Source organism: Magnetospirillum gryphiswaldense MSR-1 v2 (assembly GCF_000513295.1).
Classification (GTDB): Bacteria; Pseudomonadota; Alphaproteobacteria; order Rhodospirillales; family Magnetospirillaceae; genus Magnetospirillum; species Magnetospirillum gryphiswaldense.
Window position 1 is genome coordinate 1,458,897 of the sequence record NC_023065.1, and the last position, 25,541, is coordinate 1,484,437.

General features: G+C 64.2%; 25 protein-coding genes. 6 read left to right on the forward strand and 19 right to left on the reverse strand.

Going from position 1 to position 25,541, the window contains the following annotated elements:
- Positions 1–27: 27 nt before the first annotated feature.
- A complete protein-coding gene (locus MGMSRV2_RS06975) occupies positions 28–870 on the forward strand; it encodes an OmpA family protein (protein ID WP_024079658.1) in 843 nt (280 codons plus the stop codon).
- A 12-nt stretch (positions 871–882) separates the two neighbouring features.
- Here the strand turns inward: MGMSRV2_RS06975 and MGMSRV2_RS06980 are convergent, their stop codons facing one another.
- The 13 genes from MGMSRV2_RS06980 to nosZ all read right to left on the reverse strand — a co-directional run bounded on the left by MGMSRV2_RS06980 (position 883) and on the right by nosZ (position 13,303).
- Positions 883–1,770, reverse strand: coding sequence for a bile acid:sodium symporter family protein (locus tag MGMSRV2_RS06980; protein WP_024079659.1), 888 nt, complete (start codon positions 1,768–1,770; stop codon positions 883–885).
- The gene (menA, locus tag MGMSRV2_RS06985) at positions 1,767–2,717 is read right to left on the reverse strand and encodes a 1,4-dihydroxy-2-naphthoate octaprenyltransferase (protein WP_024079660.1); all 951 of its coding nucleotides are present in this window, start codon (positions 2,715–2,717) and stop codon (positions 1,767–1,769) included. The genes MGMSRV2_RS06980 and menA overlap by 4 nt, the downstream gene beginning before the upstream one ends.
- Complete coding sequence (locus tag MGMSRV2_RS06990; RefSeq protein WP_024079661.1) at positions 2,714–3,436, reverse strand: class I SAM-dependent methyltransferase; 723 nt, start codon at positions 3,434–3,436, stop codon at positions 2,714–2,716. Before MGMSRV2_RS06990 ends, menA begins: the two co-directional genes overlap by 4 nt.
- Entirely contained in the window at positions 3,433–4,260 is an 828-nt protein-coding gene (locus tag MGMSRV2_RS06995; protein ID WP_024079662.1) for an ABC transporter permease, read from the reverse strand. The genes MGMSRV2_RS06990 and MGMSRV2_RS06995 overlap by 4 nt, the downstream gene beginning before the upstream one ends.
- Before the next feature lies 1 nt (position 4,261).
- Positions 4,262–4,741 carry a conserved exported protein of unknown function gene (locus tag MGMSRV2_RS07000; RefSeq protein ID WP_024079663.1) on the reverse strand — a complete coding sequence of 160 codons (480 nt, stop codon included), beginning with the start codon at positions 4,739–4,741 and terminating at the stop codon, positions 4,262–4,264.
- Positions 4,729–5,589, reverse strand: a complete 861-nt coding sequence (locus MGMSRV2_RS07005) for an ABC transporter ATP-binding protein (RefSeq protein ID WP_024079664.1) — start codon at positions 5,587–5,589, stop codon at positions 4,729–4,731. Before MGMSRV2_RS07005 ends, MGMSRV2_RS07000 begins: the two co-directional genes overlap by 13 nt.
- A gap of 167 nt (positions 5,590–5,756) precedes the next feature.
- Positions 5,757–6,731: a NapH/MauN family ferredoxin-type protein gene (locus MGMSRV2_RS07010; RefSeq protein ID WP_041634182.1), complete on the reverse strand. Its 975-nt coding sequence runs from the start codon at positions 6,729–6,731 to the stop codon at positions 5,757–5,759.
- Positions 6,728–7,486, reverse strand: coding sequence for a 4Fe-4S dicluster domain-containing protein (locus MGMSRV2_RS07015; protein WP_024079666.1), 759 nt, complete (start codon positions 7,484–7,486; stop codon positions 6,728–6,730). Before MGMSRV2_RS07015 ends, MGMSRV2_RS07010 begins: the two co-directional genes overlap by 4 nt.
- Entirely contained in the window at positions 7,483–8,781 is a 1,299-nt protein-coding gene (gene nosD / locus MGMSRV2_RS07020) for a nitrous oxide reductase family maturation protein NosD (RefSeq protein ID WP_024079667.1), read from the reverse strand. Before nosD ends, MGMSRV2_RS07015 begins: the two co-directional genes overlap by 4 nt.
- Positions 8,782–8,790: 9 nt before the next feature.
- Positions 8,791–9,438: a hypothetical protein gene (locus MGMSRV2_RS07025; protein ID WP_024079668.1), complete on the reverse strand. Its 648-nt coding sequence runs from the start codon at positions 9,436–9,438 to the stop codon at positions 8,791–8,793.
- A 63-nt stretch (positions 9,439–9,501) separates the two neighbouring features.
- Positions 9,502–10,269, reverse strand: a complete 768-nt coding sequence (locus MGMSRV2_RS07030) for a c-type cytochrome (protein WP_024079669.1) — start codon at positions 10,267–10,269, stop codon at positions 9,502–9,504.
- A gap of 58 nt (positions 10,270–10,327) precedes the next feature.
- Complete coding sequence (locus MGMSRV2_RS07035; protein ID WP_024079670.1) at positions 10,328–10,927, reverse strand: c-type cytochrome; 600 nt, start codon at positions 10,925–10,927, stop codon at positions 10,328–10,330.
- 81 nt (positions 10,928–11,008) lie between these two features.
- The gene (gene nosZ, locus MGMSRV2_RS07040; RefSeq protein WP_024079671.1) at positions 11,009–13,303 is read right to left on the reverse strand and encodes a Sec-dependent nitrous-oxide reductase; all 2,295 of its coding nucleotides are present in this window, start codon (positions 13,301–13,303) and stop codon (positions 11,009–11,011) included.
- A gap of 161 nt (positions 13,304–13,464) precedes the next feature.
- Here nosZ and MGMSRV2_RS07045 point away from each other — a divergent pair, with 161 nt between their 5' ends.
- Together MGMSRV2_RS07045 and MGMSRV2_RS07050 are read left to right on the forward strand one after the other, a co-directional pair.
- On the forward strand, positions 13,465–14,031 hold the full coding sequence (locus MGMSRV2_RS07045) for an SCO family protein (protein WP_024079672.1): 567 nt from the start codon (positions 13,465–13,467) through the stop codon (positions 14,029–14,031).
- On the forward strand, positions 14,028–14,609 hold the full coding sequence (locus MGMSRV2_RS07050; protein WP_024079673.1) for a TlpA disulfide reductase family protein: 582 nt from the start codon (positions 14,028–14,030) through the stop codon (positions 14,607–14,609). The genes MGMSRV2_RS07045 and MGMSRV2_RS07050 overlap by 4 nt, the downstream gene beginning before the upstream one ends.
- A 3-nt stretch (positions 14,610–14,612) precedes the next feature.
- Here the strand turns inward: MGMSRV2_RS07050 and MGMSRV2_RS07055 are convergent, their stop codons facing one another.
- The 6 genes from MGMSRV2_RS07055 to MGMSRV2_RS07080 all read right to left on the reverse strand — a co-directional run bounded on the left by MGMSRV2_RS07055 (position 14,613) and on the right by MGMSRV2_RS07080 (position 21,521).
- Positions 14,613–15,113 carry a copper chaperone PCu(A)C gene (locus tag MGMSRV2_RS07055; RefSeq protein ID WP_024079674.1) on the reverse strand — a complete coding sequence of 167 codons (501 nt, stop codon included), beginning with the start codon at positions 15,111–15,113 and terminating at the stop codon, positions 14,613–14,615.
- An 89-nt stretch (positions 15,114–15,202) separates the two neighbouring features.
- The gene (locus MGMSRV2_RS07060) at positions 15,203–15,619 is read right to left on the reverse strand and encodes a DUF2946 family protein (protein WP_024079675.1); all 417 of its coding nucleotides are present in this window, start codon (positions 15,617–15,619) and stop codon (positions 15,203–15,205) included.
- Between the two features lie 89 nt (positions 15,620–15,708).
- Positions 15,709–16,443 carry a cytochrome c gene (locus MGMSRV2_RS07065; protein WP_024079676.1) on the reverse strand — a complete coding sequence of 245 codons (735 nt, stop codon included), beginning with the start codon at positions 16,441–16,443 and terminating at the stop codon, positions 15,709–15,711.
- Positions 16,440–19,529: an efflux RND transporter permease subunit gene (locus tag MGMSRV2_RS07070; protein WP_024079677.1), complete on the reverse strand. Its 3,090-nt coding sequence runs from the start codon at positions 19,527–19,529 to the stop codon at positions 16,440–16,442. The genes MGMSRV2_RS07065 and MGMSRV2_RS07070 overlap by 4 nt, the downstream gene beginning before the upstream one ends.
- Positions 19,530–19,532: 3 nt before the next feature.
- Positions 19,533–21,140, reverse strand: coding sequence for an efflux RND transporter periplasmic adaptor subunit (locus MGMSRV2_RS07075; RefSeq protein WP_024079678.1), 1,608 nt, complete (start codon positions 21,138–21,140; stop codon positions 19,533–19,535).
- Positions 21,141–21,209: 69 nt separating this feature from the next.
- The gene (locus MGMSRV2_RS07080; protein WP_024079679.1) at positions 21,210–21,521 is read right to left on the reverse strand and encodes a hypothetical protein; all 312 of its coding nucleotides are present in this window, start codon (positions 21,519–21,521) and stop codon (positions 21,210–21,212) included.
- 86 nt (positions 21,522–21,607) lie between these two features.
- Between MGMSRV2_RS07080 and speB the strand changes: the two genes are divergently transcribed.
- From speB to MGMSRV2_RS07095, 3 genes are all read left to right on the forward strand, one after another.
- A complete protein-coding gene (gene speB, locus MGMSRV2_RS07085; RefSeq protein WP_024079680.1) occupies positions 21,608–22,495 on the forward strand; it encodes an agmatinase in 888 nt (295 codons plus the stop codon).
- Positions 22,496–22,831: 336 nt separating this feature from the next.
- Positions 22,832–24,061 carry a type III PLP-dependent enzyme gene (locus MGMSRV2_RS07090; protein ID WP_024079681.1) on the forward strand — a complete coding sequence of 410 codons (1,230 nt, stop codon included), beginning with the start codon at positions 22,832–22,834 and terminating at the stop codon, positions 24,059–24,061.
- 60 nt (positions 24,062–24,121) lie between these two features.
- Positions 24,122–25,531 carry a homospermidine synthase gene (locus MGMSRV2_RS07095; protein ID WP_024079682.1) on the forward strand — a complete coding sequence of 470 codons (1,410 nt, stop codon included), beginning with the start codon at positions 24,122–24,124 and terminating at the stop codon, positions 25,529–25,531.
- The last annotated feature ends 10 nt before the right edge of the window (positions 25,532–25,541 follow it).

Here is a 25,541-nt window from a genome sequence, read left to right on the forward strand (position 1 = left end):
TCATAACCTCACTAGGAGACATTACCCATGAAGAAGTTTATGACCCGCGCCATCGCTGGCGCCGCCCTGCTGAGCCTGGGCGCCTGTGCCTCGCATTGGGATATCGACGGCGTCGCCGCCCTGCCCAATTCGGGTGATGCCTTCACCAAGGCTTTGCAGACCCGTTACCTGGAACGCGCCCGCTTCGAAAAGGGTGAATCCGACTGGTACGACGTCGATTTCTTCACCAACAAGGCCCGTCAGTCCGCCAGCGGCATCGCTCCGGCGCCGCAGCATCCGACCGATCGTGGTCTGGCCGGTCGCGCCGACGTGAAGGCCTCGCACGACAAGCTGGTCGCCGCCCTGGCCGTCACCGGCGCCACCAAGGACGCTCCTGACGCCTGCGCCCTGGCCCAGACCTGGCATGACCATTGGCTGGAACAGCTGGAAGAAGGCTTCCAGGCCGACGACATCGCCGAAGCCAAGAACGGCTACGACAAGGCCATCCCGCTGTGCGTGCCCAAGCCCGTCGTCGCCGCCCCGGCCTCGCCCAAGATCATCAAGCAGTTCGTAGTCTATTTCGACCTGGGCAAGTCGGCGATCACCGCCGCCGCCAAGAAGATCCTGGTTGACGTGGTCAAGGACGAAGCCGCGCTGAAGCCGACCAGCGTCTATCTGGCCGGTCACACCGACACCGTCGGCAATGCCAAGGCCAACGAAGCCCTGTCGATCAAGCGCACCGAAACCGTGGCCAAGGAACTGGCCAAGATGGGCGTCGCCACCAAGGTCTTGGACATGAAGTCCCATGGCGAAGCCAAGCTGGCCGTGCCGACCAAGGACAACGTCGCCGAAGGCAAGAATCGTCGCGTTGAAATCATGTTTGAAAAGTAAGCCTTACTGGCTTTACTTTCGGGAGAAGGCGGGGGAAACCCCGCCTTTTTCTTTGCCGCAAAATACCCTGGCCCAGACGATCACCGCCAATGCGGTGACGTTCATCACCAGGGCGTAGACGATGCTGGGCACCATCATGGCCGGCGAGCCCAGCAAGGTGGCGGCGATGAAAATGCCCAAGGCGCCGTTCTGCAACCCGGTTTCCAGCACCACCGCCAGTTTTTCCCGCCGTTCCAACCGGCCCAGCCGCCCGACCAACCAAGCCAGCGCCATGGCCCCGACATTGATGGCCAGGGCCGGCGGCAGCACGTCGCCAGCATGGGTCATCATGGTGCGCCACTGGCTGGCGAAGGCACCGGCGACGATGAAGGCGAACAAGATGGTGGCCACATGGCGGGCCAACTTTTCCACCCGCGCCGATTCTTCCGGCCAGCGATGATTGAGGCTCATGGCCAGGATCAGCGGCAAGGTGGCGACCACGAACACACCCAAGGTCATGCGCGCCACCGGCAAATCCACCGCGCCCCCCTGCCCGCCCACATGCACCAGCGCCAGATTGACGACGAAGGGCACGCTGAGGGCGCCGAATACGCTGGTGATGGCGGTCAGCGACACCGCCAGGGCGGTGGCACCGCCGGCCAGATGGGTCAGCAGGTTCGAGGTGATGCCGCCCGGACAGGCGGCCAGGATCAGCAGGCCGATGGCGAAATCCGTGGGCATGGGCACCACCAGCACGACGATCCAGGCGACCAGCGGCAACAGCACCATTTGCGCCAACAGGCCCAGGGCCATGGCCTTGGGCCGGGTGAACACCAGGGCGAAATCGGCCGGACGCAAGCTCAGGCCCATGGCGAACATGATGACCGCCAGGGCCACCAGCAGCAGAATATCGGTGATCACCAGACAACTCCCGCCGCCAATAGGGCGGCCAAGACCAGTTGATAACGCGCCGTCCCCGCCAGCAGGGCGTTGAAGGCCGGCCCGCGCGGCGTGGCGGCGAAGGCCAGCAGCAGCCGCACCGCCCACGGCGCCGCCAGCAAAATGCCCCAGGCGCCCAAGGGCATGACGGGGATCAACAGCAACGGGAACGGCAGCAGCACGAAAGCGGCATAGGCCAGCTTGCTGCCGTCAAGCCCCAGGCGGATGGCCAGGGTGCGGCGTCCGACCAGCCGGTCGTGTTCCATGTCGCGGTAATTGTTGGCCATCAACACCCCGGCGGCGGGCAGGCCGATGGCCACCCCCACCAACAGCGTGCGCACCGACAGGGCATCGGCCATCAGCCACACCGTACCGGCCACCGCCCCCAGACCGAAAAAGGCGATGACGAAGATTTCGCCCAAGGCGGTATAGGCGATGGGGCGCGGCCCGCCGGAATAGGCCCAGCCGGCCAGCAGCGACGCCGCCCCCAGGGCGATGATCGGCCAACCGCCCAGCCAGCCCAGATAAAGCCCGGCCAGGGCGGCCAGGGCGAAACAGGCCAGGGCGGCAAAGCGCACCCGCTGGGGACTGGCCCAACCCAGGGCGGTGACCCGTGGCGGGCCTTGGCGCATGGGCTGGTCGCCGCCGCGCAGATAATCGCCCAGATCGTTCCACAGATTGGTGCCGGCCTGGATCAGCAGTGCCGCCAGCAGCGCCACCAGCAAGGGCAGCGGACGAATGGCGTGAAATTCCGCCCAGGCCCAGCCGGCCCCGGCCAGCACCGGAGCAACGGCGATGGTCAGGGTGCGCGGACGCATGGCGGCCAGCCACAGGCGCCAGCCGGTGGGCGGCTGGTCGGCGCGGCTGGCGGGCGGGGCTGGTTCCAGATGGGGCAACGTGCCTTTGGCTGGGCCGGATTCGGCTTTCATGCCTTGGTCCCTTGGTGCAAGCAGGCGATGCCGCCAGAGTAGTTGCGCCACTCCACCTCGGTAAACCCAGCATCGCGCATGGCCGCCGCCAATTCGCCCTGGGCGGGGAAACGGCGGATGGATTCGACCAGATAATCGTAGGCCGCCGGCTCACCCGCCACCCACGCCCCCAGGCGCGGAATGGCGAAGCGCGACCACGCATCGTAGCCGGGACGGATGATGGCCCAGGGACGAGAGAATTCCAGGCACCAAAAGCGCCCGCCCGGTTTCAACACCCGGTGGATTTCGGCCAGGGCGGCATGCAGGCTGGTGGTGTTCCTGAGACCGAAAGCGATGGTCAGCGCATGGGCGCTGTCGTCGGCAAAGGGCATGGCCTCGGCGCTGCCTTCGACGAATTCCACCGAGGCGGGACAACGGCCCATGCCCACCGCCATCATGGCGGTGCTGGGGTCGCACACCACCACCCGCGCCCCCGATGGCGCCAGCAGGCGGGCGATATCGCCGGTGCCACCGGCCAGGTCGATGATGGTCTGACCGGACCGGGCGGCAACGGCACCGGCCATGGAGTGTTTCCACAGGCGATGGATGCCCATGGACATGATGTCGTTCATCAGGTCATAGCGCCCGGCCACCGCCTGGAACAGGGATCGGATGCGGCGCTCACGCTCGGTCGCGGTGACGCTTTCGCGGCCGAAACTGCCCGAGAGCGGGTCGGTCACGGCAGGTCACCACGACGGAACAGGCGATAGCCCCAATAGGCCGCCCCGGTCCCCAACAGCAGCGGCCAGACCAGGGCGAAGGCCAGATAGCCCCCCTGCCCCAGATCGTCCAAGATCACATAGGCCGCCGGCCCCAGCACCACCATCTGCGGATCGAACAGCAAGATGGCGGCGGTGCGGAAGGATTGCAGCGGATTGGCCAAAGCGATGGCCACCACCGCCTCCAGCGGCAGATGCTCGCGCACCATCACGCCGAGCAGGATCAGGTCGAGGAACAACAGCAGCACCAGCCACAGCAGGAAGGCGCCGGTCTGGGCCACGTCGGACGAGCGGGCGGCGGCGGAAATCAGCATGCCGAAGCCCAGAAACGACCAGGCCAGCGACACCAGCAAACCGGTATAGACGGTGAACAGGCCCCAGGGCACGCCGATTTCACTGTATTCCGACCACGCCGCCGCCCCGGCCATGGCCAGGAACACCGGCAGGAACACCACGGTGAAGCGCCCGACCATCTTGCCCCAATACCACGCCGCCAGCCCTACCGGCAGCGACAGCATGTACTCGAACACCCCGGCCTCGCGGTCGCCGGCGACCGAGCGCACGGTGGTGATGAGGACGAAGATGGGCAAGATGGCGACGCACAGCTGGATATAGGTGACCAGCAGCCGCGACAGGCCGGTAAAACCAAGGATGCGCGATTCGGTCAGGCCGAAGACGAACAGCAAAACGATGATGCCGCCGAACACCAGGGAATAGAAACCAAACCAGCGGGCGCGCAGGGATTCGGTGATATCCAGCCGGGCGGCACGGATGAAGGCGCCCATGTCACGACGCCCCGTCGGTGGGCGTGATGCATTGGGTGGGTGAGCCCCGTTCCAGCACCGTCTTTTTCAACTGGGCGAAGTCGACGGCACCGTCGCGCTTATCGGGCACGGCACCGAAATTATGGGCCATGGGCGATTTGCGGCCTTCCAGATACCAGGCGGCCTTGCCGTCGAGCCAACCGCCTTTGTCAGAATCACCCACCCAGAATTCGGTCGCCGGATCATCGCCGAAAGGCTGCTTGGCCATCCACAAGATGGCGTCGCCCAGATCGTCGAACTTCCACACCTTGCCCTTGGGACCGCCGCGCACCTGGGCGGCGAAACGCGGATCGTCGACGATCATGCCGCAATGGGCGCAGTTTTCCTTGCCCCAGCGCACCTCGACCGGACCGGTGCCCTTGTCGGTGCAGGCCGGCAGGGTGGAGACGGCGATGAAAGCGGGCAACAGGGCCAGTACCCGGCGGCGGTTCATGCCACACATTTTTCGGCCTCCTTCAATTCCAGCCCGGCAAGGATGCCGGTATAGCGCGACAGCATGCCGAGAAAACGCAAACGGTCGGGACCGTTGACCATGCCGAGCCAACGCAGGCCCGAGCCGGTGAAGCCCCATTCGGTCAGGGCGCGGGCAAAGGCCGCATCCTCGCGCGTCATGGTCAGGGCGCAGGTCAGACGGCTGGTCATGTCCACCGCATCGGCGACGCGGTCATCCAGCGCCACCTTGCCCCGGTCCATCTCGATCACCCGGTTGACCAGGGCGGCCACTTCGTCCAGGCGATGGCTGGTGATCAGCATGACACCGTCGTCCTGGCGCGCCGCCAGCAGGCGGAAAAAGATGTGCCGGGCCTCGGGGTCCAGATTGGCCGCCGGCTCGTCCATGATCAGGATGTCGCTGGCCCGGCCGAGCGCGATGGCGATCAGGGTCTTTTGCTTCATGCCGCCCGACAGCTTGACGAAAGGCAGCTTGCGGATGCGGCCATACTCCAGCCCCAGATCGGCCATCACCGCCACCATCGCCTTGGGGTCGCTTTTGCAGATGCCGGCGGCGAAGCCGATCAACTCGCCCACCGGCATCTTGAGGGGTGGCGGAATTTGCGGGACGAAGCCGACACGGGCCAGCACGGTACCGCGATTGTCCCGGGGCGCCAGATGATCCACCAGCACCTGACCGTCATGGGTGTATTCGCCCAGCAGGCAGCGGATCAAGGTGGTCTTGCCGGCGCCGTTGGAGCCGACCAGGGCGATGCGCTCGCCCTTGTTCATCTCCAGGCTGACATCGTCGAGCACGCGCGACCGTTTGAAGGTCTTGGTGACGTTCTTGAAGGAAATCATCCCCCTACCCTCCCGCCATGCCGGAAGCCTGTGAACACGTCTCCACCTTTCACCCCGTCATACCCGCGCAGGCGGGTATCCAGGAGTCGCGGAAAAGGTGGTGGTGCACCCTCTGGACTCCCGCCTTCGCGGGAGTGACGGTGAGACGATGTCCACATGGGTTCCCCCTACAGCAGCTTGTCGAGACCCTTGACCTCGAATTTCAGCGAACCGGTGGGGCAGACATCGACACACAGGCCGCACCGGGTACAATCGGCGCCGATGCCCGAATGCATCCGCGTCGCGAAACCTTTCTTGGTCACGTCCAGCACATGCGGCACCAGACAGACCTTGCGGCACTCGCCTTCGTGATGGCAGTCCTGGGGCAGGTAAGCCACCCTGACCGGACTGACCGCGCCGACCACCGCATAGGTAATGCCGATGGGGCACATGTAGCGGCACCACAACCGCCTTGAGTAGAACACTTCCAGGACCAGCAGGAACACGACGATGGTCAAGGCCCAGGTCGGACCATAGATCATGGCCCGCGACAGGATGCCGGTGGGCGAAATGGTCTCGAACACCGTATAGCCCGAAGCCAGGGCGGACAGGGCGAAGATCACGTACAGAACGACGCGGGTGCGCCGGTGCAATTGGTGGTCCTTGACCAGTTTCTTCGCCGCCAGCTTCAGGTGCAGCGCCTCGGCCCATTCGGCCAGCAGGTGATAGGGGCAAACCCAGGAACAGAAAGACCGACCGCCCAGCAGCCACCACAGGATCAGCACGGTGGTGGTGCCGATGACCAGATTGATCAGGATGGTCTTGAAGGCCAAGGTGACCTGAAGCGCCGAGTTGAGGTCGGCGAAGTGAAAGCCGATGACGCGCGACGCGGTCAGCGCCCCTTCGATCAATTGCACATCGAAGCGATAGGACGCCACGAACAGCAGGTTGACCGCCAACAGGGTCAGCCAGCGGCGATTGCGCCAAGTGTGGACCTTGTGCGCCTCGTGCGTCTGGCGGTTGATTTCCTGGCGTTGCTCGGGACTCATCTTGCAGGCGCGCTTGGCTTCGTGCAGCGCGCGTGACTCGGGGCTATAGTCTTCGGGCCGCGGCTTGACGGGCTCGCGCCCCAGCATGATGGCCAGGGATTGGATCAGGCTCATGATGCCCTCCATTGCGCACGGGCATCGATGACGATCGCCGCCGGCTCCACCGGGCAGATCATCTCGCACATGCCGCAGCCGACACAGGATTGACGGATTTCCGGGGTGCGGCGCTTGTCGGCGGCGTCAGTACTCATGGGGACCAGGGCGATGGCCCCTTCGATGGGGCATTCGCGCACGCACAGGTCGCACAAATCCAGGTCATAGGGATGGTCGGCGATCTTGATGGGGTTCCAGCGGTCGACCTTTTCATAGCGGTGCAGGCCGGGGAAATCGGCGCCGCGCGCCTGACCCTTGAAGCCCAGGCCTTGGCGGGCTAGACAGGCATCGGGCTTGTCCAGCCGGGCCAGCCCCATACGCACCTCTTCCTTTTTCGAAAGCTCGTGCGTCAGGGCGCCGGTGGGACAAGCCAGGATGCATTGCACCGCGTCGCAGGAAAAATCGCAGGCCTGGGCCCGGCCATCCAGATAGGGCACGCCGATGCCGAAACCTTCGTCGATGTCGCCCAGGACGATGGCTTCGACCGGGCAGACCTGGACGCATTGGCCGCATTTGATGCAAGCGGCCAAAAAGTCGCTTTCGGCGATGGCCCCGGGCGGGCGCAGGCGCGGGGCGGCGCCGCGCGCCATGGGCAGCCAGCCGGCCATCCCGGCCCCCACGGCCATGCCGCCCAGCAGCAGCGAACGCAGGAAACGGCGCCGCGCCTCTTGCGTCACATGGGCGGGCGGCGGCGGCCGTTTGGGGGACTGGCTCATGATTTTTTCTCCGTCTTGACCGCCAGACGCGGGTGCTCGTCCTCCAGCATCAGTTCCGGTTCGCTGAACGGCGCCAGACGGTCGAGGAAGTCCAGCACCTCGAGGACCGGCGCGCCCTTGAAGAAGCGGGTATTGGGTACGTCCATCCACACCCGCCCGGCATAATTCAGCACCCGGTGCGGGGTGTCGCCGATGCCGTCGCCGTCGCGGTCGAAGCCTTCGTAGCTGTCCCAGGCATTGCCGTCCCAGACGTTGCGCTTGGCCGAGCCGCCGCCGAATACCGCCACCTCGGTCATGTTGGCGGTCAGGGTGTTGGTCTTGAACTCGTTGCCCTGCCAGTCGTTCAGGAACGAAATGGCGATGTCGTTGAAGGCGATGCGGTTGTTGGTGATGGTGTTGACGGTGTCGGGCTGAAACGGCGAGACATCCAAAAAGATGCCGTTGGCGCAATAGATGATCTCGTTGTTTTCGATCAGCACCGCGCTGGCCTCTTTCAACGAGATGCAGGTGCCGGTGGCGCCGACCGAATGGGAGATGACGTTGCCGCGCACGATGTCGCCTTGGTCGTACATCATGGAAATACCGACAGAATTGTCGGTGAAGGTGTTGTTTTCCACCAGATTGTCGGCGGCGAACATGAAATGCATGCCGTAACGGCCACCGCTGGAATGATTGCCGGTGACCCGGTTGCGCTTGGAATACCACAAAACGAAGTCGCGGCTGTCCTTGACCACGTTGTCTTCGATGGCATTGTCGTCGGAATACCAAAGCCGGATCGAATCACCGCGCAGCCCCAGATCCATCTGTTTCGAGGTGATGTGATTGCGGCGGATAACGTTGAAATAGGATTGCTGAAGGTCGATGCCAAACAGGGCGTCGTCGATGCGGTTATCCTTGAGGACGTTGTTGTTGCCGCGCACCTGGATGCCGGCATCCTCGGAATTGTGGTCCGACCCGGTACCGGTCAGGTGAAAGCCCTTGATGGTGACATTGTTGGCCTTGACCAGCATGACCGAGCCGGTACCGCCGGCATCGATGGTCACCTTGCCGTCGCCGTCCAGGGTCAGGGGCTTTTCCACCGCCACCTTGCCCAGGTAATGGCCGGGCGGAACCACCACCACCGCGCCTTCGGTCGCCGCATCGATCAGGGATTGGATGGTCGAGGCCGGAATCACTGTTGGGGTCGATGGACCCGCCACCACCGCCCCCACGGCCATGGGGGCGGCGGCAAATGCGGCGAACACAAAGCGGCGCCAAGAGGAGGAGAGCGCGCCGGTGATCATGTTCGCCATCATCGCCCGCTCCTAGCGCAAGGACTTGCGCCGCAGCAGGGCGGCCAGGATCAGGCAGGCGGCACCGGCCAGCAACAGCCCGAAACCGTAATGGGGATAGGAATAGGTATAGAACTGCGCCACCTTGCCCTGACCGAAGACGGTGGGCATGAACGGCTTGACGGTAAAGGCGCCCCACGGGTGCAGATTATGGCCGAACCACCACAGCCACGCCGAATAATCGGCGACGAAGGCCAGCGGAATGACCATGCCCGAGGCCGGCAACACCCACCAGAACGGGCCGGAATAGAACAGGAAGGCCAGCAACATCACGCCCACCAGCGAAAACAGATAGGGAGCGGCCTTGATTTCCAGGGCGGCGCCCTTCTCGATCGGTTCCATGCCGATGAAATGGTTGATGACGTTCATTTCATGGACGCAATCCAGCGCCTCGTCCTCGTAGACGTCGGCATCCTTGGACCGTTCCACGCAGCCGTTGAACACGCCGTTGACGTGGAAATGAATGCGCACCCCGTCGGGAAAGGTATGTTCGGGATAGTTCGGCGCCTTCAGCGACACCCACCAGATGGGCGAGAAATAGGCCCCGGCGATCAGCAATCCGGCGATGACGGTCAACGCCCGAAAGGCAAGGATCAGCTTGCCTCTGTCGTGGATGTGCATGGCAACCTCGTGGTTTTGGGGTTCCCGTCGCCCACGCGGGGGCGACGGGAGAAATGGTGAGATTTACTGGAAGTCGGGGTTCTGCCAACCCTTGGTGCCGATCAGATTAGCCGGCGGCTTGATGCGCGAGACGTAATCCAGCACCGCCTTGGTATCGCGGTCGGTGAAGGTCTTGATCTGCTGGACCATGTCGGGATTGGCGTTGCGGCGCTTGCCTTCCTTGATCCACTGGTACTGGCGGATCAGGTAATTGTAATGCTGACCTTCCAGACGGGGATAATACTTGTCGTTGTTGCCTTCGCCGTGTTCGCCGTGGCAACGGACGCAATTATCCTTGTAAAGCTTCTTGCCGTGTTCCAGATCCTTGCCGTCGCCGACACCCGGCTCGGGGTTCATCTTCAACTTCTGGATATAGGCGGCGACGTCGGCGATGGCCTGCGGACCGCCGATCTGGTCGGGTAGCGCGAACGGATACATGGTCGGATTGTCGCGGTTGAGCGCGCGAATGTCGGCCAATTGCTTGATGATTACCTTGGGGTGCTGGCCAGCCAATTGCGGGAAGGTGCCGTCGGTCTGGCCCCAGCCTTCCGGCAGGTGGCAGGCGGCGCACACTTCGTAGACGTCGCGGCCATTGACCAGATCGGGCTTCAGATGCTCGGCCTCGTCTTTTTCACCGCCATTGGCGTTCCACTGATAATCCTTGTCGCCCAACAACTTGCCTTGCGCCGGCTTGTCCTTGGCGCCGGCGGCCCAGGATTGGTCGATGGTGGCGGTGCCGATGGCGGCGGTGGCGACGAGCGTCAGGGCCACGACCTTGAAAATAGTCTTCATTTCGCGCTCTCCAGATATCGTTCTTTAGACAATGCTTATACCCCCCCGGGTTTGGGCATCACTTGACGTTGGCTAAGAATTCCGAGATGGCGGCCAGTTCTTCATCACTGACCAGATGCATGACCGGCTGCATGGTATTGGTGCCGCCGTTCTTGCGGATGCTGGTCTTGATGTCGGTGGCCTGACGGGTCAGATAGGCCGCGTCCTGGCCGGCCAGATAGGGATAGGTCTTCATGATCGGCTTGGTGCCGTCCTTGCCGTGGCAGGCGACGCAGGTCTTAGTCATGTACAGCTTCTTGCCCGGATGGGCCGGATCGCCCTTGCCGACGATGGGGCCGAGACCGGCCAGATAATCGGCCATGGCCCGCATTTCCGGCTCGGTGACGTCTTCCAGGATCGGCTTCATGGTGTCCACCGACAGGCCGTTGGCGCGTGCGCCGCCCTTGATGTCCTTCATCTGGTTGAACATGTAATCGGCGTTCTGGCCGGCCAGACGGGGATAGCCCGGCTCCAGCGGCGTCTTGGCGTCCTCGCCGTGGCAGGCGGTGCAGCCCTTGTCGGCGAACAAGGCCTTGCCGTCGGCGGCGAAAGCCGGCGTGGCGGCGATGACGCCCAGCACGGCCAACACCGCCAGCGATCTGGTTTTATTGACAATCATCAACATCTCCTTTGCCCCTTAGTCAAAGGGGGCGGATTTCTCCGCCCCCAGACCTTGGTTTCTTGTGAAAATCCTGAAGCTTTACTTGACCTTCTTGGCCCCGTTCTGCTCGAGGAAGGTCTTGGCCCGCAAACCGATGTCGGCGGTCTTGACCTGGTACTGGAACCACTGTTCCGCCCACAGGAAGGCGTTGTGGTAATCACCCTTGGCCGCGAACTCTTCCGACTTGGCCTTGGCCCCGGCGGCGAAGTTCAGCTGATCGGTGGCGTCTTCCACCAGGGCGACCACAGGGGCGAAGTCCTTGTAGTTGACGCTGGTGATGTAGCCGACGACGCTGTCGATGACCTTTTGCGTGTCGATATTGGCCTTCACGCGGGTGTCGTAATCGGCCTTGGCGTAGGTCACGCCTTCCTTGGCCTTGGTTTCGGTGGCCTTGTAGCCAGCCGGCTGCACGATCAGGTAACCCTGCATTTCAAGGTGCAGGGCCGAGCAGAACTCGGTGCAGTAATAAGGATAGACGCCGGACTTGTTGGCCTTGAAGGTGGCCGAGGCGGTCTTGCCCGGTTCCAGCGACAGGTTGACGTTGTGCTTGGACACGGCGAAGCCGTGGGTTTCGTCCTGGGCACGTTCCAGGTTGGTCAGGTGCACGGTGACTTCGTCGCCTTCGGTCACTTCGATGATTTCAGGCGTGATGTGCGAGCGGATGACCGAGCCGAACACTTCCACCTTGCCGGGGCTGCGTTCGATGCGTTCCTTACCGGCACGAACGGCAGCGGGGTGCTTTTCCTCGGTGCGCGAATCGGTGCCGTGCGGATAGCGCACATGCGGCTTCAGCTTGTCGGCGGCGATGGCCACCGCATAGTGGGGTTCACCCAAGGGCAGCGGCATGTCGTAGAGCAGCTGCATCTTGTCGTTGCTGGCGTCGATCAGCTGGTGGTTTTGCGGATGCAGCGGGCCGACCGGGTTGAAACGGTCGATGGCCAGCTTGTTCAGCGCCACCACGTATTTGCCGGCGGGCTTGGCCGAATCGCCTTCCATGGCCATCAGATGGCCGATGTTGTAGTGGATCGACACCTTGTCGATGATCTTGCCTTCGCAGAAATCCCACTTGGCCAGCATCGAGTCCACGTACAGCGAGGTATAGGCGACGCAGGGCTTGGCATCATACTGGGTATGAAGCGGCCCGAGGCCCAGTTCCACCTGCTTGTGGATGGTTTCCTTCATGTCGATGATCGGCACACCGTATTCGTCCTTGCCGGTGAACTTGCCGGCCTTGATGGCGGCCTGGATCTTCTCGAAGGAGAAAACGGTGACGTGGCTGTCGAGCTTGCCCGAGACGGTCAGCAACTTGCCGTCGGGGGTGACATCGACGCCGTGCGGCGACTTGGGCTCGGGGATCAGGTACAGCATGCCTTCCTTGATGGCGGTCGCCATCTCGATGACGGCATGGCCGTTGACCTTCTTGAACTTGCCGGCCTTGAACAGTTCCTCGCCCTTCTTCCAGTTCAACACGTGCAGGAAGTCGGTGTCCTTGGCCGAGCAGCCGGCTTCAAACGGCGGACGACCGCGTTCGATGCCGCCGACATAGCGTTCGGAACAGAAGGAATTGGTGAACGACCAGCCGTCCGATGGACCCTTGCCGAAATCGGACAGATCCTGGCTATAGGGCGGCAATTCGACCGAGAACGAGTTTTCCGGGTCGATGCGGCCCTTTTCGCGGTTGAACTTCCAATAGGTCACCGCGCCGCGATACTTGTCGTTGAACTCTTCCAGCGGCACGAATTCACCGCCCAGGGGGGCAGCGTATTGCGACGCTTCGATGATGTAATCGGTATTGGGCGAGACGAAGGCGCCGCCGTGTTCCGACTGCATGATCGGGTTCTTGACGATCTGCTTGGTCTCAAAATCCTTGAGGTCGATCACCGCCAGGCGCGGCGTGTTCTTGTCGTTGATGAACAGGAACTGACCGTCATACTCGCCATTGGTTTCCGAGATGGCCGGATGGTGGGTATCGCCGAAAGTGATGGCACGGCCATCGACGGAACCGCCCTCGGACAGAACCTTCTTGGATTCGTCGTCATAGCCATAGCCCTGCCAGGGCTCGGGGGTGAAGACGCCGATATACTTCAAGATGCGCATGGACGGGATGCCGTACACGATCACCTGACCGCTTTGGCCACCCGACGAGAACACGACGAATTCGTCGCGCTTGCCGGTGGGCGTGTAGGTCTTGGCTGCCGCCAGCACGTCCTTTTCATTGAGGCCGCGGCGCTTCATCACATCCTGCAGGGATTCGGCGGCCAGGGCTTGGCTGGCAGTCAGCGCGCCAAAGGACACCGTGGCGAGCAGGCTCGCCACCTTCATTGTACGATTCATTTTCCCCACCTTGTTTCTGTTAAAAGGGGACAGAGTTACCCAAACACTTCGCCAGCAAACATGCGCGCCCGCTAATGACCCAGCCGTGACCTTGATCAAGTCGCGTGAAACGGTGATCTGCTTCACTGCCTTCAACGATGACGGCAAGCGGAGTGCACGTGATGAAGCTCGGTTCCCTGATGCTGGCTGGCGCCCTGGCTTTGGCGGCGCTGCCCGCACAAGCCCAGGAGTTTTCCGGCCGCTTCCTGCTGGAAACCCACGACGGCAAGCGGGTCAATGACGAAAGCTTCAAGGGCAAGGTGCGGATGATGGCCTTCGGCTACACCTTCTGCCCCGACGTCTGCCCGACCGCATTGTCGACCATGGCCGCCGCCCTTGATCTGCTGGGACCGCAACGGGCCGAACAGGTGGTGCCTTTGTTCGTCACCGTCGATCCCAAACGCGACACGAGGGCGCAGTTGAAGGACTATATGTCCGCCTTCGGCCCCAGCTTCATCGGCCTGACCGGGACGGTGCAGATGACCGACGCCGCGGCCAGATCCTTCCGCGTCCGCTATGAAATCCACCAGCCGGCAGACAAGGATAGCGACCATTACGTGGTGGACCATTCCGCCGGAATCTTCATCATGGACAGAAACGGCGGCTTCGCCGCCAAGCTGGGCCACACCGCCAATGCCGAGGACGTGGCCGACCGCCTGCGCCAAGTCATCGACGGAGAAAGCAAGTGATCCTCAGCCGCCGCCATTTCATCGCCGCCGCCCTGGCGGCCAGCACATGGCCGGCTTACGCGGCCAAGGTGGCGCAAGGGCTGTTCATCACCGATCCGGCCAAGCCGTTGGCCGCAATCGATATCCGCGACAACCAGGGCCAGCCGGCAGGCGTGGCGACGTGGCGGGGAAAACCGACCCTGGTCAATCTATGGGCCAGTTGGTGCCTGCCCTGCGTCGCCGAATTGCCGGCGCTCGACCGGCTGAAACCGATGATCGAACCCGAGGGATTGCGGGTGATCGCCCTGTGCCTGGACCGCTCGGGCGCAGTGGGCGCGGTCAACACCTATGCCCGCCTGGGCATCAAAAACCTAGCCGTGCATGTGGATCACGAGCGCAAGGCGGGCGAGGCCTTCGGTGTGGCGGTGCTGCCGACCACCTTGCTGCTGGATGCCCAAGCACAGGAAGTGGCGCGCTTCGTTGGTGGCGCCGCCTGGGACGGGCCGGAATCGCTGGCACTGCTGCGCGCCCTGATCGCCGGCAAGAAACTGGAAGCGGCGATGGGCCCGCCCTTGGTCAAGCCCACCGCCAATCCGTGAGGCTTAATGCTTCATATTGGCCGGCATCTGCTGCATGTGCTGCATGTGCTGGCCGTGATCCATGGTCATGGGGGCAGCCATGGAACCGACGGCCACCACCGGCATGTCCAACTTGATCTCGCCAGCTTTCTCGAACTTCAAGGTGACGGCGACCTTGTCGCCATCCTTCAGGGGCGCGCTCAGATCGATGAACATCACGTGGTCGCCACCGGGCTTCAACTCGGCGCTGCCGCCGGCAGGCACGGTGATGGCATCGACCTTGCGCATGCGCATGATTTCACCGTCCTTGATGTGGGTATGCAGTTCCACGCTCTTGGACACGTTGGCCGAGGCGGCGATCAGCTTGTCATCCTGCTTGCCGGTATTCTTGATGGTGACGAAACCGGCACCGGCACTCGCCGCCTTGGGGGTGGCGCGGATGAAGGCGCCCGACACTTCCAAATCGGCGGCCAGAGCGGGAAAGGCAAAAGCAAGGGCGGCAACGGTCAACAGCAACGTCTTCATGGTGTGGTCCTTCGTTCAGACACAAATGGGGCGCATGCGGCCAAATCGGGCCGCGTCGTGACGGAAACATGGTGACAAAATCGGGATTATCAGGCGGCGGGCGGGGCGCGGGCCTGGGCCGGGCCGAAAATCCCAAAGGCGACGAACGATCGGGCGTCATCAGGCAAGCGAACCCGGACCGCGCTCTCGGTGGGGAGAGTGAAGTGCTGGGGCGGTACCGCGCCGTTGGCCAATTGCGCCGCCTGACAGATCAGGCAGCAACCGTCGTCTTGATCGGGAAGTTCCGCCCCGGGGGGGACGACAAGGTCGATCCCGCCCCTGACATGGCAGACATACACGCCCAGCGGACCGGCAACGCCGATTCCGGGGCCGGCGCCCGAAACCAGGGCCAGACCGGGCGTGGTCGAGGTGAACAGGAATCCCAGCAAGGCCAGCAGCGCGCCCAGGTCGCGGAACAGGCCGCGCCCTCGGAACAGGCTGAGAATCTGGTTGCGCCAGGGTAACACGTTCGCTTTCTCCTCGATGATCAGATTAGGGGGAAGCAACCCCCACTGATTTGACCACGGTCAAGAGTGGCCGCTTCCCCCCCATCCCGTCAATGCCCGGTATGCCCCCCATGACCGGCATGGCCGTCCATGGGCATGGCGGGCATGGCGGCGGAAGGGGCGGCACCGATGCCGTTGGCCGCCTGCATGGCCCGGATATAAGCCAGGATATCCTTTTCCTGCCCGGCCTTGACGCCTTCCGGCTTGGGCATGTCGCCGAACTTCCACATATGGCCCTGGGTGCCGTTGCCGATCACCTTGAGCACCTGGGTGTCATCATGACCGCCCCCGGGGGCGTACCACGCATGCAGCAATGGCGGCCCCTGGTCGGTACCGCGCAAGGACGGGCCGTGACAGCTGGCGCAATTGGCGGCGAACAGCCCCTGCCCCACGCTGGCGCCCGCATTCAAGGCCGGCTGCACCAGCGCCTCTTGGGCGAAACGGGCGGAAACCGCCTTGCCGCCGGCACTGAGCGCCAGCACGGCGACCACCTTGTCGGCGGTTTTCACCGGCGCTTCGCCCACCAGCCGGTCGCCGTCGGCCCGCAAGGTGATTTCGCTTTTGGCCCCGCCGAGCAAAAGCGTGACCTTGCCGGTGGCCGCCACCGGTTTTTCCGCGTGGTCGCGCACCCACACCCGCAATCCGCCGTCGCGGATGGCGAATTCCACGTGCAGGTCACCGCTGGCGGCGGTCTGGCCGCCATAGAACGGCGTCGCCGCCTGATGAGCGAAAGCCGGAGCCGACAAAGTGGCCAGGACAGCCAAAGCAAACAAAGATTTGTTCATTGATCTTCTCCCTTGGCGGTGGCACCGCCGAACAGCAGAAACAGGACAGGGGTGACGATGGTGTCCAGCAGGGTCGACGACAGCAGGCCGCCGAAAATCACCACCGCCACCGGATGCAGGATTTCCTTGCCCGGATCGCCGCCGGCCAGAACCAGCGGCATCAGGGCCAGGGCCGCCACCAGGGCGGTCATCAACACCGGCGACAGCCGTTCAAGCGAGCCCCTGACCACCATGTCGGGGCCGAAGGCCATGCCCTCGTGCCGCATCAGGTGGCGATAATGGGACAGCTTCATGATGCCGTTGCGGGCGGCGATGCCGGTCAGGGTGACGAAGCCGACCATGGACGCCACCGACAAGGTCCGGTCCGACAGCCACAGCGCCGCCACGGCGCCCACCAGCGCCATGGGCACATTGGCCATGACGATGGCGGCCAGCACGCCGGACCGGAAGTGCAGGTAAAGCACCAAGGCAATGCCGGCCAAGGACAGCCCGGCCAGCAGGCTGATCAGCCGGCTGGCCTGTTGCTGGCTTTGGAACTGACCCTCATAAGCGATATAGGCGCCGGGCGGCAGGGCCATACCCGCCAACCGGGCCTGTACGTCGGCCACCACCGAGCCGATGTCGCGGCCCTGGGCATTGGCCAAGACGACGATGCGCCGGCGCATGTCGTCACGGCTGACCACGTTGGGGCCTTGGGTTTCCACCACCTGGGCCAACAGGCCCAAGGGCACCGGCCCCGCCGGGGTATCGACCAATATCTGCTGGAAATCGTCGGATTGCGCCCGCCAGGTACTGGCCAGACGCACCACCACGTCAAAGCTTTGCTGGCCGTCGCGCACCTGGGCCACCACCTTGCCGTTCAGGGCCGCTTCCAGGGTTTCGGTCAGCCGATCCAGGGTCAGGCCGTATTTGCGCGCCTGCGCCCGGTCCAGCCGGATCTGGATTTGCGGGATCAGCACCTGCTTTTCCACCTGCAAATCGGCCAGTCCGGCCACGTCGGCCATGCGGGCGCGGGCCTGCTCGGCCAAGGCTCGCAACTGGGCCAGATCGTCACCATAGATTTTCACCGCGATTTCCGCCCGCACCCCCGACAGCAAATGGTCCAGGCGATGGGAAATGGGCTGGCCGATATTGACGGCCACACCGGGCAGAAACGCCAGATTGGCGCGCAGATCGGCCAGGATTTTCGCCCGGCCCCGCTGGCTTTGGCGCAGATCGACGTCGATTTCGCTGTAATGGACGCCCTCGGCGTGTTCGTCCAGTTCCGCCCGTCCGGTGCGCCGTCCGGTGGACACCACTTCCGGCACCCGGCGGATCAAATCTTCGGCGATGCTGCCGATACGGTTGGATTCCGACAGCGACGTACCCGGCGCCAACAGCACGTTGACGGTGACCGTCCCCTCGTTGAAGGCGGGCAGGAAAGCGCGGCCCAGAAACGGCACCGATCCGGCGGCCAAAACCACCAGCACCAGCGGCACCGCCAACACCATGCGCGGATGGGCGAACGACCAGTGCAAAAGCCGGCGGTCGCCCGCCTTCAGATGCCTGACCAGCCAGGAATCACCATGGACCACCACCTTGGCCTTGGGCAGCAGCACATAGGCCAAGGCCGGCGTCACCGTCAGCGACACCAACAGCGACGCGGTGATCGACGTCACATAGGCGATGCCCAAGGGGGCGAACAGCCGGCCCTCGATGCCCGACAGGGCGAACAGCGGCAAAAACACCAAAACGACGATGATGGTGGCGTAAACGATGGAATTCCTGATTTCCGACGACGCCCGGAACACCACCTGCATGGCCGGCAGCGGCTGGTCGAGGGTGGCGTTTTCCCGCAGGCGGCGCAGGATGTTTTCCACATCGACGACGGCGTCATCGACCAGTTCGCCGATGGCCACCGCCAACCCGCCCAGGGTCATGGTATTGATGGACAGACCGAGGAAATGGAACACCACCACCGTCACCACCATGGACAGCGGGATGGCGGTCAGGCTGATGAAGGTGGTGCGCATGTTCATCAGAAAGGCCAGCAGCACGATGGTCACCAGGATGGCGCCATCGCGCAGGGCCTCTTGCACGTTGCCGATTGCGCGTTCGATGAAATCGGCTTGGCGAAACAAGATACGGTCGGCGGAGATGCCCGGCGGCAACGACTTGGCCAACTCGGCCAGCGCAGCCTCGACCCGGCGGGTCAGCTCCACCGTGTCGGCGCCGGGCTGTTTCTGCACCGCCAAAATCACCGCTGCCTTGCCGTCGATGGAGGCGTCGCCGCGCTTCACCCCCGCTCCCAGCCGCACCTCGGCCACCTGACCGACGGTGATGGCTGCACCATTTTTCCATGCCACCACCGTGTCGGCCAGATCGTTGATGTCGGTGGTCTGGCCCAGATTGCGGATCAGATATTCCGCTTGGCGTTGTTCGAGAAAACCGCCGGTGGTGTTGCGGGAAAACCCGGCCAGCGCCGCTTCCAACTGGTCATAGGTCAGACCCAGGGCGGCCAGCCGGGTGGGCGAGGCCAACACCTGATATTGCTTGACCTCACCGCCGATGGGGATGACCTGGGCGATACCGGGAATGGACATCAGCCGCTGGCGCACCACCCAATCGGCCAGACCGCGCACCTGCATGGGCGAGGCGGCGCCGTCCTTGGCCTGCATGCCGACCAGCAGGATTTCGCCCATGATCGACGAGATCGGTCCCATGGCCGGATTGATGCCGTCGGGCAGTTGCTCGACCGCCGCCGCCAGCCGTTCCGACACCAGTTGGCGGTTGCGATAGATGTCGCTGCCCCACTGGAACTCCACATAGACGATGGACAGCCCCACCGCCGAGCTTGAGCGCACGCGGGCGACGCCCGGCGCGCCGTTCATGGCGGTTTCGATGGGGCGGGTGACCAGGGTTTCGGTTTCTTCCGGCGCCAGTCCGGGCGCCTCGGTCATGATGGTGACGGTGGGGCGGTTGAGATCGGGGAAGACGTCCACCGGTAGGCGCTGGGCGACGGTGATGCCCCAGGCCAGCAGCAGCACGGCGAAGGCCAGCACCAACACACGTTGGCGCAGGCTGAAATCGATGATGCGGTCGAACATGGCCTAACGCGCCCCCCGCACCTGATCCATGCCCTGGACCACCACCTTGTCGCCGGGTTTGACGCCCTCCAGTTCAGCCACCCCGCCGACGACACGGAGGATGCGAACCGGGCGGATTTCAAAGCTTTCCTGGGCAACGCGGACCAACACCACGCTGGTGCCGCCATGATCGATCACCGCCTGACGCGGCACCGCCACCGCCAGATGGGTGGTGCCGACCTCCAGATGCACATCCACCGGCATGCCGATGCGCAAGCCCGGCGGATGCCCCGGCTGCGGGGTGAAAATGGCATGAATGCCCTGGTCCACCGGATCGATGCGCGGGCTGACCCCCAGCAGGGTCAGGCCGTGGGCGCCGTCCGCCAACAAGGGCGTGGTGGCGCTGGCCGCACCGATGCGGGCGGCGATTTTGGGATCGTGGATCACCGCCTCGATGCGCACCCGGTCGGGGTCGACGATTTCCACCATCACCTTGGTCGGATCGACCACCTCGCCCGGGGTGACGTGCAGGTCGGCGACGATGCCATCCACCGGCGCGGTAATCAGCTCGCGCCCCAAGGCGGTGCCGGCGATCTGGGCGCGTTCGCGCCGCAATTGGTCAAGACGGATGCGGGTGGTTTCCAGCGCCTTGACGGTGACCACGCCGCCCAAGGATTCCTGGCGGGCCAATTCCCGCTCCTGCAAGGCGATGTCGCTTTCCACCCGATACAGGGCGCCGCGCTGGCCGCTGCGTTCCAGGCTGGACAAGGTGGGTTCCAGCACCACCAGCACCTCGCCGCGCTTGACCCGCTGCCCCGGCACCGGCAGTGGAAAGGCCGGATCGCCGACCACCCGGGCCGGCTGGCTGGGCTGTATCCGGGCATAGGCCACCGGATCGGGGATCACCCGCCCCGGTACCCGTACCGCGTCGGCGGCCATCCGGTGTGCCGCCGGCTCGGTCAATACGCCGACCAGGAATTGCGCCGCCTTGGGCACGGTGACGACTTGCCCGGCCACCGGTGCCGGTGCCGGTTGGTCACCGCCGCCATGGTCGTGGCCGGAATGGGCCAGGGCCGGACCATCGGGTGGCAACAGCGCCAGCACGGCGACGACGGCGACCCAACGGCGACGCAACAGCAGGGCCGCCGGCACACCGAGAACCGGGATCAAGGCCAAGGCCCAAACCCAGGACAAAGGTGCCGGGGCAGCGGCGGCAGCCGGCTGCGCCGGGCCAAAGCCGCCGATCAGCAGCAGATCGTCACGGCCTTGGGCGCTGATGGTCAGGGTCACGTCGGTAACGGCCAGCGGGTGCCAGTCCAGGCGATAAACGCCAGCCTGAGGGGTGGGCTTCCCCTGCCCCTGCCAGTCGCCGGCCTGGGCCTGGATATCGGCCCCGCTGATGGCGGCATTGGTGTCGGTATCGGCCAGATACAGCAGCGTCACGCCACCGGGGGCCGCTTGCAGCACCGCCTGGAACATCTCGGTTTCGGCAGCAGTTCCGGTTTGTGGCGATACTTGGGCCAGGGGCGGCGGCGGAGTGGAATGATCCTCGCCGCCATGGGCCAGGGCCAAGGGGATTTGAGCCGCCATCAATGCGGCCACCATCCCCCCGAACAGGGAAAATCTGGACATGGGAAATCCTGTAAATCAGTTGTACACAACCACCTCGCGGCCCACAGGCGGCAAGGTGCGGTCAACCAATCAGGATCTGGGCGGTTCCGAAGGCGGTTGCGAGCCCAGCCCGGCCCAGGCGATCAAGGCTGGCGGCATGGGGTGGCGGAACGGGATTTCACTCACCGTCAAGGTGATACCCACGGCGGGCAACACCGGCACGCAGCCGGTGAACATGCAATGGCAGCCGTCATGGTCGGCGGCAACGGGGGCCGGCGGCTGATGGTGCTCGGCCTCGACCTGACCGTGATGGTGGGCGTGTACTCCGTCATCGGCGCGCGCCGTTCCACCCGTGATCAACACGGTGAACAGAACCAGCAGGGCCAGCATGCCGATACGCAAGCTTCATTGTCCTTTGACGGTGAACCCCCATAGTATGGGAACCCGACGGGGCGTTGGCAATGCCCCTTGCAACTTCCGGACGGATCATGGCGACTATTCCCACCTTTGCCCTGCCCCCCACCTTTTTGGGCACGCCCCACACCGATCCCGGCCAGCGCTTCCAGATCGCCGGCATTCCCTTCGACCTCGGCGTCACCAATCGCAGCGGCGCCCGCCAGGGACCAGCCGCCATCCGCGCCGCCAGCCGCATGCTGGTGGACGGCGACAACCCGGCCACCTGGCGCGACCCGGCCCAGGCCGGCATCGCCGATCTGGGCAATTTCGCCCTCGCCTTGGGCGATATCCCCGGCTCCATGACGCTGATCGAGCAGCAGGCCTTGGCCTGTTCGCACCTGATTGCCCTGGGCGGCGACCACACCATCGCCCTGCCCCTGCTGCGCGCCTTGTCCAAGCGGGTGGGCGGCAAGCTGGCCCTGGTCCATTTCGACGCCCATGTGGATACCTGGCCCGACAATTTCGGCCAAGCCATCGCCCATGGCTCGGTGTTCTATCACGCCATCACCGAAGGGCTGGTCGATCCGGGCCGCATGGTCCAGATAGGCATCCGCTCGCCGGTTGCGCGCGATATCTATGAATGGGGCATCGCCCAGGGTATCACCGTGATTTCCGCCGAGGACGTGCATCTGTCCAACCCAGCAGCGGTGGCCGACCGCATCCGCGCCGTCATTGGCAGCCATCCGGCCTATCTGTCCTTCGACATCGACGCGCTTGACCCCGCTTTCGCCCCCGGCACCGGTACACCGGAAGTGGGCGGGCTGGCCTCCTGGCAGGCCATGGGCATTTTAAAGCGTCTCGACGGGTTGGATTGGCGCGGCATGGACGTGGTCGAAGTATTGCCGGCCCACGACGTGGCGGAAATCACTGCCTTGGCAGCAGCCACGGTGGCTTGGAACTATCTGTCAATTGTCACTTGATTGTCACGGTTCATAAGTCTATAAGCCTGTCTTAGACGCATAACGCACGTGCACACGGCCCATCCGCTTGGGTCAGCAACGACGGACGCGTCCTTTTTGGCGGAGAGTCGGTCATACAGTGGGCCGACAGCCCCTTAAGGGAGGTGGACATGGTTGTTCCGACCTGCGGAAGGCCTCAAATCCTTTCACGCAAATCCAGTATGTGACGGCAGTGCCGGGGCGCAATCGCGCGCTTCAACTTGCATTGCCGTGACATCGACCGCGCCCACGATGGAATGATCGCCATTCCGTCGTGATCCCGCCGTTTTCTCGCCTCGCCGCGAGGAGGATTGCGTCATGAGCCATATTCGTTCCCGTTTCACCATCACGCCGTCGCGCCGTAGCTTTGAATCCCGCCGCGCCATCTTCGTCGAAGACGTGGTGCGCGCCCGCCGCCCCGACGCGCCCCTGCATTGCCTGCGCCCGGCCACCCTGCGTGCCGCCGCCGCCACCTTTGTCGGCGGTTTTCCCGGCACCACGCTTTACGCGGTCAAGTGCAATCCCGATCCTGCGGTGCTGCGGGCGTTGTGGGATGGCGGCGTGCGCCATTTCGATTGCGCCTCGGCCGGTGAGGTGGCGCTGGTGCGCCACACCCTGCCGCGCGCCCAGATCCATTTCATGCATCCGATCAAGGCCCGCAGTGCCATCCGCGAAGCCTGGGAACGCCATGACGTGCGCGATTTCGTCGTCGACAGCGCCGCCGAACTGGGCAAGGTGATCGAGGAAACCCGTCATCGCCCCGGTCGCCTGGGCATCATCGTCCGTCTGGCCCTGCCCAAAGGCAGTGCCCGCTATGACCTGTCGGGCAAGTTCGGCGCGGACAGGGACGACGCCGTGGCCCTGCTGCACATGGCCGCTGCCGTCGCCGGACGCGTCGGCATCAGCTTTCATGTGGGCAGCCAATGCTGCGACCCCGCCGCCTGGACCCGCGCCCTGGATTTGACCGCCGAGGTGTTGGCCGCCTATGGGCGCCCGGTCGATATCGTCGACGTGGGCGGCGGTTTTCCGGTCAGCTATCCCGACCTGACGCCGCCGCCTTTGGCCGATTTCTTCGCCGCCATCGCTGCCGGCTTCGCCCGCCTGAACCTGCCCGCCGCCACCCAATTGTGGTGCGAGCCGGGCCGCGCCCTGGTGGCGCCGGGGCAGTCGCTGGTGGTGCGCATCGAGGGCCGCCGCGGCGACATGCTGTACATCAATGACGGTATTTACGGCAGCCTGTCGGATGCGGGCGCCCCCGGATTCCGTTTTCCCTGCCGGTTGATCCGGCTGAACGGCGAGTCCGTTGCCGCTGACCAACCCTTTGCCTTTTTCGGCCCCACCTGCGATTCCGCCGACCGCATGAACGGGCCTTTCCTGTTGCCGGCGGATTCCCGTGAGGGTGATTGGATCGAAATCGGACAGTTGGGAGCCTATGGCGCCAGTTTGCGCACCGGCTTCAACGGCTTCGACCTGGTGCTGAGCGCCGAGGTCGATGACGCCCCCCTGCTGTCCACCCCAGGCTTTGGCCCCATGGCCATGGCCGCCTGACCCCGCCGCCGCCCATTGGACGGGCGGCGATGTTTCAATTTACCAGGGGAGGTATCTGGTATGAGTAACCTTGTTTCTTTCGACGGCCGTGTCGTCATTATCGGATTTGGCAGCCTGGGCCCCGGCGTTCTGCCGCTGCTGTTGCGCCATTTCAATCTGGATGCGTCGCGGGTGACCATCATCACCGCCGAGGAACGGGGCCATGATATCGCCGACAAATACGGCGTCACCTTCATCAACGACCCGCTGACCCCGGACAATTACCGCGACCGCCTGATCCCGTTGCTGAAGCAGGGTGATTTCCTGCTCAACGTCTCGGTCGACGTGTCGTCGGTGGCCTTGATCGAACTGGCCTGGGAAGTGGGCGCCTTCTATCTGGATACCTGCATCGAGCCCTGGGCCGGCGGCTATACCGACCCCAGCCTGACGCCGTCGGAACGGACCAATTACGCCTTGCGCGAAACCGCCTTGAAGCTGAAGGCGGCGGGCAAGCAGCCCACCGCCATCATCACCAACGGCGCCAATCCCGGCTTGGTCAGCTTTTTCACCAAGCAGGCGCTGTTGGACATCGCCCGCGACACCGGGGTTGAAACCGTCGTGCCGCAGACCCGCACCCAATGGGCGGAACTGGCCGAAAAGCTGGGAATCAAGACCATCCACGTGGCCGAGCGCGACACCCAGGTGTCGGCCAGCCAGCCCAAGCAGGTGGGCGAGTTCGTCAATACCTGGTCCATCGACGGCTTTGTCGGCGAAGGCTGCCAGCCGGCGGAACTGGGCTGGGGCAGCCACGAGCGCCACTTCCCCCATGATGGTCGCCGCCATGATTTCGGCAGCGATTGTGCCATCTATCTGATGCGGCCCGGGGCCAGCACCATGGTGCGCACCTGGACGCCGAATGAAGGCCCGTTCCAGGGCTTTCTCGTCACCCACAACGAATCCATTTCCATCGCCGATTACTTCACCTTGAAGGACGGCGATGCCCTGCGCTATCGCCCCACCGTCCATTACGCCTATCACCCGTGCGACGCCGCGGTGCTGTCGGTGCACGAACTGGCCGGCAAGACCTGGCAGCAGCAACCCAAGCAGCGGTTGATGATGAAAGAGATCACCGACGGCGTCGATGAACTGGGTGTGCTGTTGATGGGCCACGCCAAGGGCGCCTATTGGTACGGCTCGCAATTGTCCATCCACCAAGCGCGCGAATTGTGCCCGCACAACAACGCCACCAGCCTGCAAGTCACCGCCACCATCCTGGCCGGCATGGTGTGGGCGCTGGAAAACCCCAGGCTTGGTCTGGTCGAGCCGGATGAAATGGATTTCCAACGCTGCCTGGAGATCGCCCGTCCCTATCTGGGGCCGGTGGTCGGGGTTTATACCGACTGGACCCCCTTGGAGCGGCGCGAGGAATTGTTCCCCGAGGATCTGGACCGCGATGACCCGTGGCAGTTCAAGAATTTCCGGGTGGTCTGACCAGACAAGA

Excerpts from the sequence above, each read along its gene's own strand:
- MGMSRV2_RS07095 (WP_024079682.1), top strand. The coding sequence starts at position 24,122 with ATGAGTAACCTTGTTTCTTTCGACGGCCGTGTCGTCATTATCGGATTT.
- MGMSRV2_RS07090 (WP_024079681.1), top strand. The coding sequence starts at position 22,832 with ATGAGCCATATTCGTTCCCGTTTCACCATCACGCCGTCGCGCCGTAGC.
- MGMSRV2_RS07035 (WP_024079670.1), bottom strand. The coding sequence starts at position 10,927 with ATGATTGTCAATAAAACCAGATCGCTGGCGGTGTTGGCCGTGCTGGGC.
- MGMSRV2_RS07015 (WP_024079666.1), bottom strand. The coding sequence starts at position 7,486 with ATGAGCCAGTCCCCCAAACGGCCGCCGCCGCCCGCCCATGTGACGCAA.
- MGMSRV2_RS07075 (WP_024079678.1), bottom strand. The coding sequence starts at position 21,140 with ATGTCCAGATTTTCCCTGTTCGGGGGGATGGTGGCCGCATTGATGGCG.
- MGMSRV2_RS07000 (WP_024079663.1), bottom strand. The coding sequence starts at position 4,741 with ATGTGTGGCATGAACCGCCGCCGGGTACTGGCCCTGTTGCCCGCTTTC.
- MGMSRV2_RS07055 (WP_024079674.1), bottom strand. The coding sequence starts at position 15,113 with ATGAAGACGTTGCTGTTGACCGTTGCCGCCCTTGCTTTTGCCTTTCCC.
- MGMSRV2_RS07070 (WP_024079677.1), bottom strand. The coding sequence starts at position 19,529 with ATGTTCGACCGCATCATCGATTTCAGCCTGCGCCAACGTGTGTTGGTG.
- MGMSRV2_RS07065 (WP_024079676.1), bottom strand. The coding sequence starts at position 16,443 with ATGAACAAATCTTTGTTTGCTTTGGCTGTCCTGGCCACTTTGTCGGCT.
- MGMSRV2_RS07030 (WP_024079669.1), bottom strand. The coding sequence starts at position 10,269 with ATGAAGACTATTTTCAAGGTCGTGGCCCTGACGCTCGTCGCCACCGCC.
- MGMSRV2_RS06995 (WP_024079662.1), bottom strand. The coding sequence starts at position 4,260 with ATGGGCGCCTTCATCCGTGCCGCCCGGCTGGATATCACCGAATCCCTG.
- nosD (WP_024079667.1), bottom strand. The coding sequence starts at position 8,781 with ATGATGGCGAACATGATCACCGGCGCGCTCTCCTCCTCTTGGCGCCGC.
- MGMSRV2_RS07010 (WP_041634182.1), bottom strand. The coding sequence starts at position 6,731 with ATGAGCCTGATCCAATCCCTGGCCATCATGCTGGGGCGCGAGCCCGTC.
- nosZ (WP_024079671.1), bottom strand. The coding sequence starts at position 13,303 with ATGAATCGTACAATGAAGGTGGCGAGCCTGCTCGCCACGGTGTCCTTT.
- MGMSRV2_RS06975 (WP_024079658.1), top strand. The coding sequence starts at position 28 with ATGAAGAAGTTTATGACCCGCGCCATCGCTGGCGCCGCCCTGCTGAGC.
- speB (WP_024079680.1), top strand. The coding sequence starts at position 21,608 with ATGGCGACTATTCCCACCTTTGCCCTGCCCCCCACCTTTTTGGGCACG.
- MGMSRV2_RS07025 (WP_024079668.1), bottom strand. The coding sequence starts at position 9,438 with ATGCACATCCACGACAGAGGCAAGCTGATCCTTGCCTTTCGGGCGTTG.
- MGMSRV2_RS07045 (WP_024079672.1), top strand. The coding sequence starts at position 13,465 with ATGAAGCTCGGTTCCCTGATGCTGGCTGGCGCCCTGGCTTTGGCGGCG.
- menA (WP_024079660.1), bottom strand. The coding sequence starts at position 2,717 with ATGAAAGCCGAATCCGGCCCAGCCAAAGGCACGTTGCCCCATCTGGAA.
- MGMSRV2_RS07005 (WP_024079664.1), bottom strand. The coding sequence starts at position 5,589 with ATGATTTCCTTCAAGAACGTCACCAAGACCTTCAAACGGTCGCGCGTG.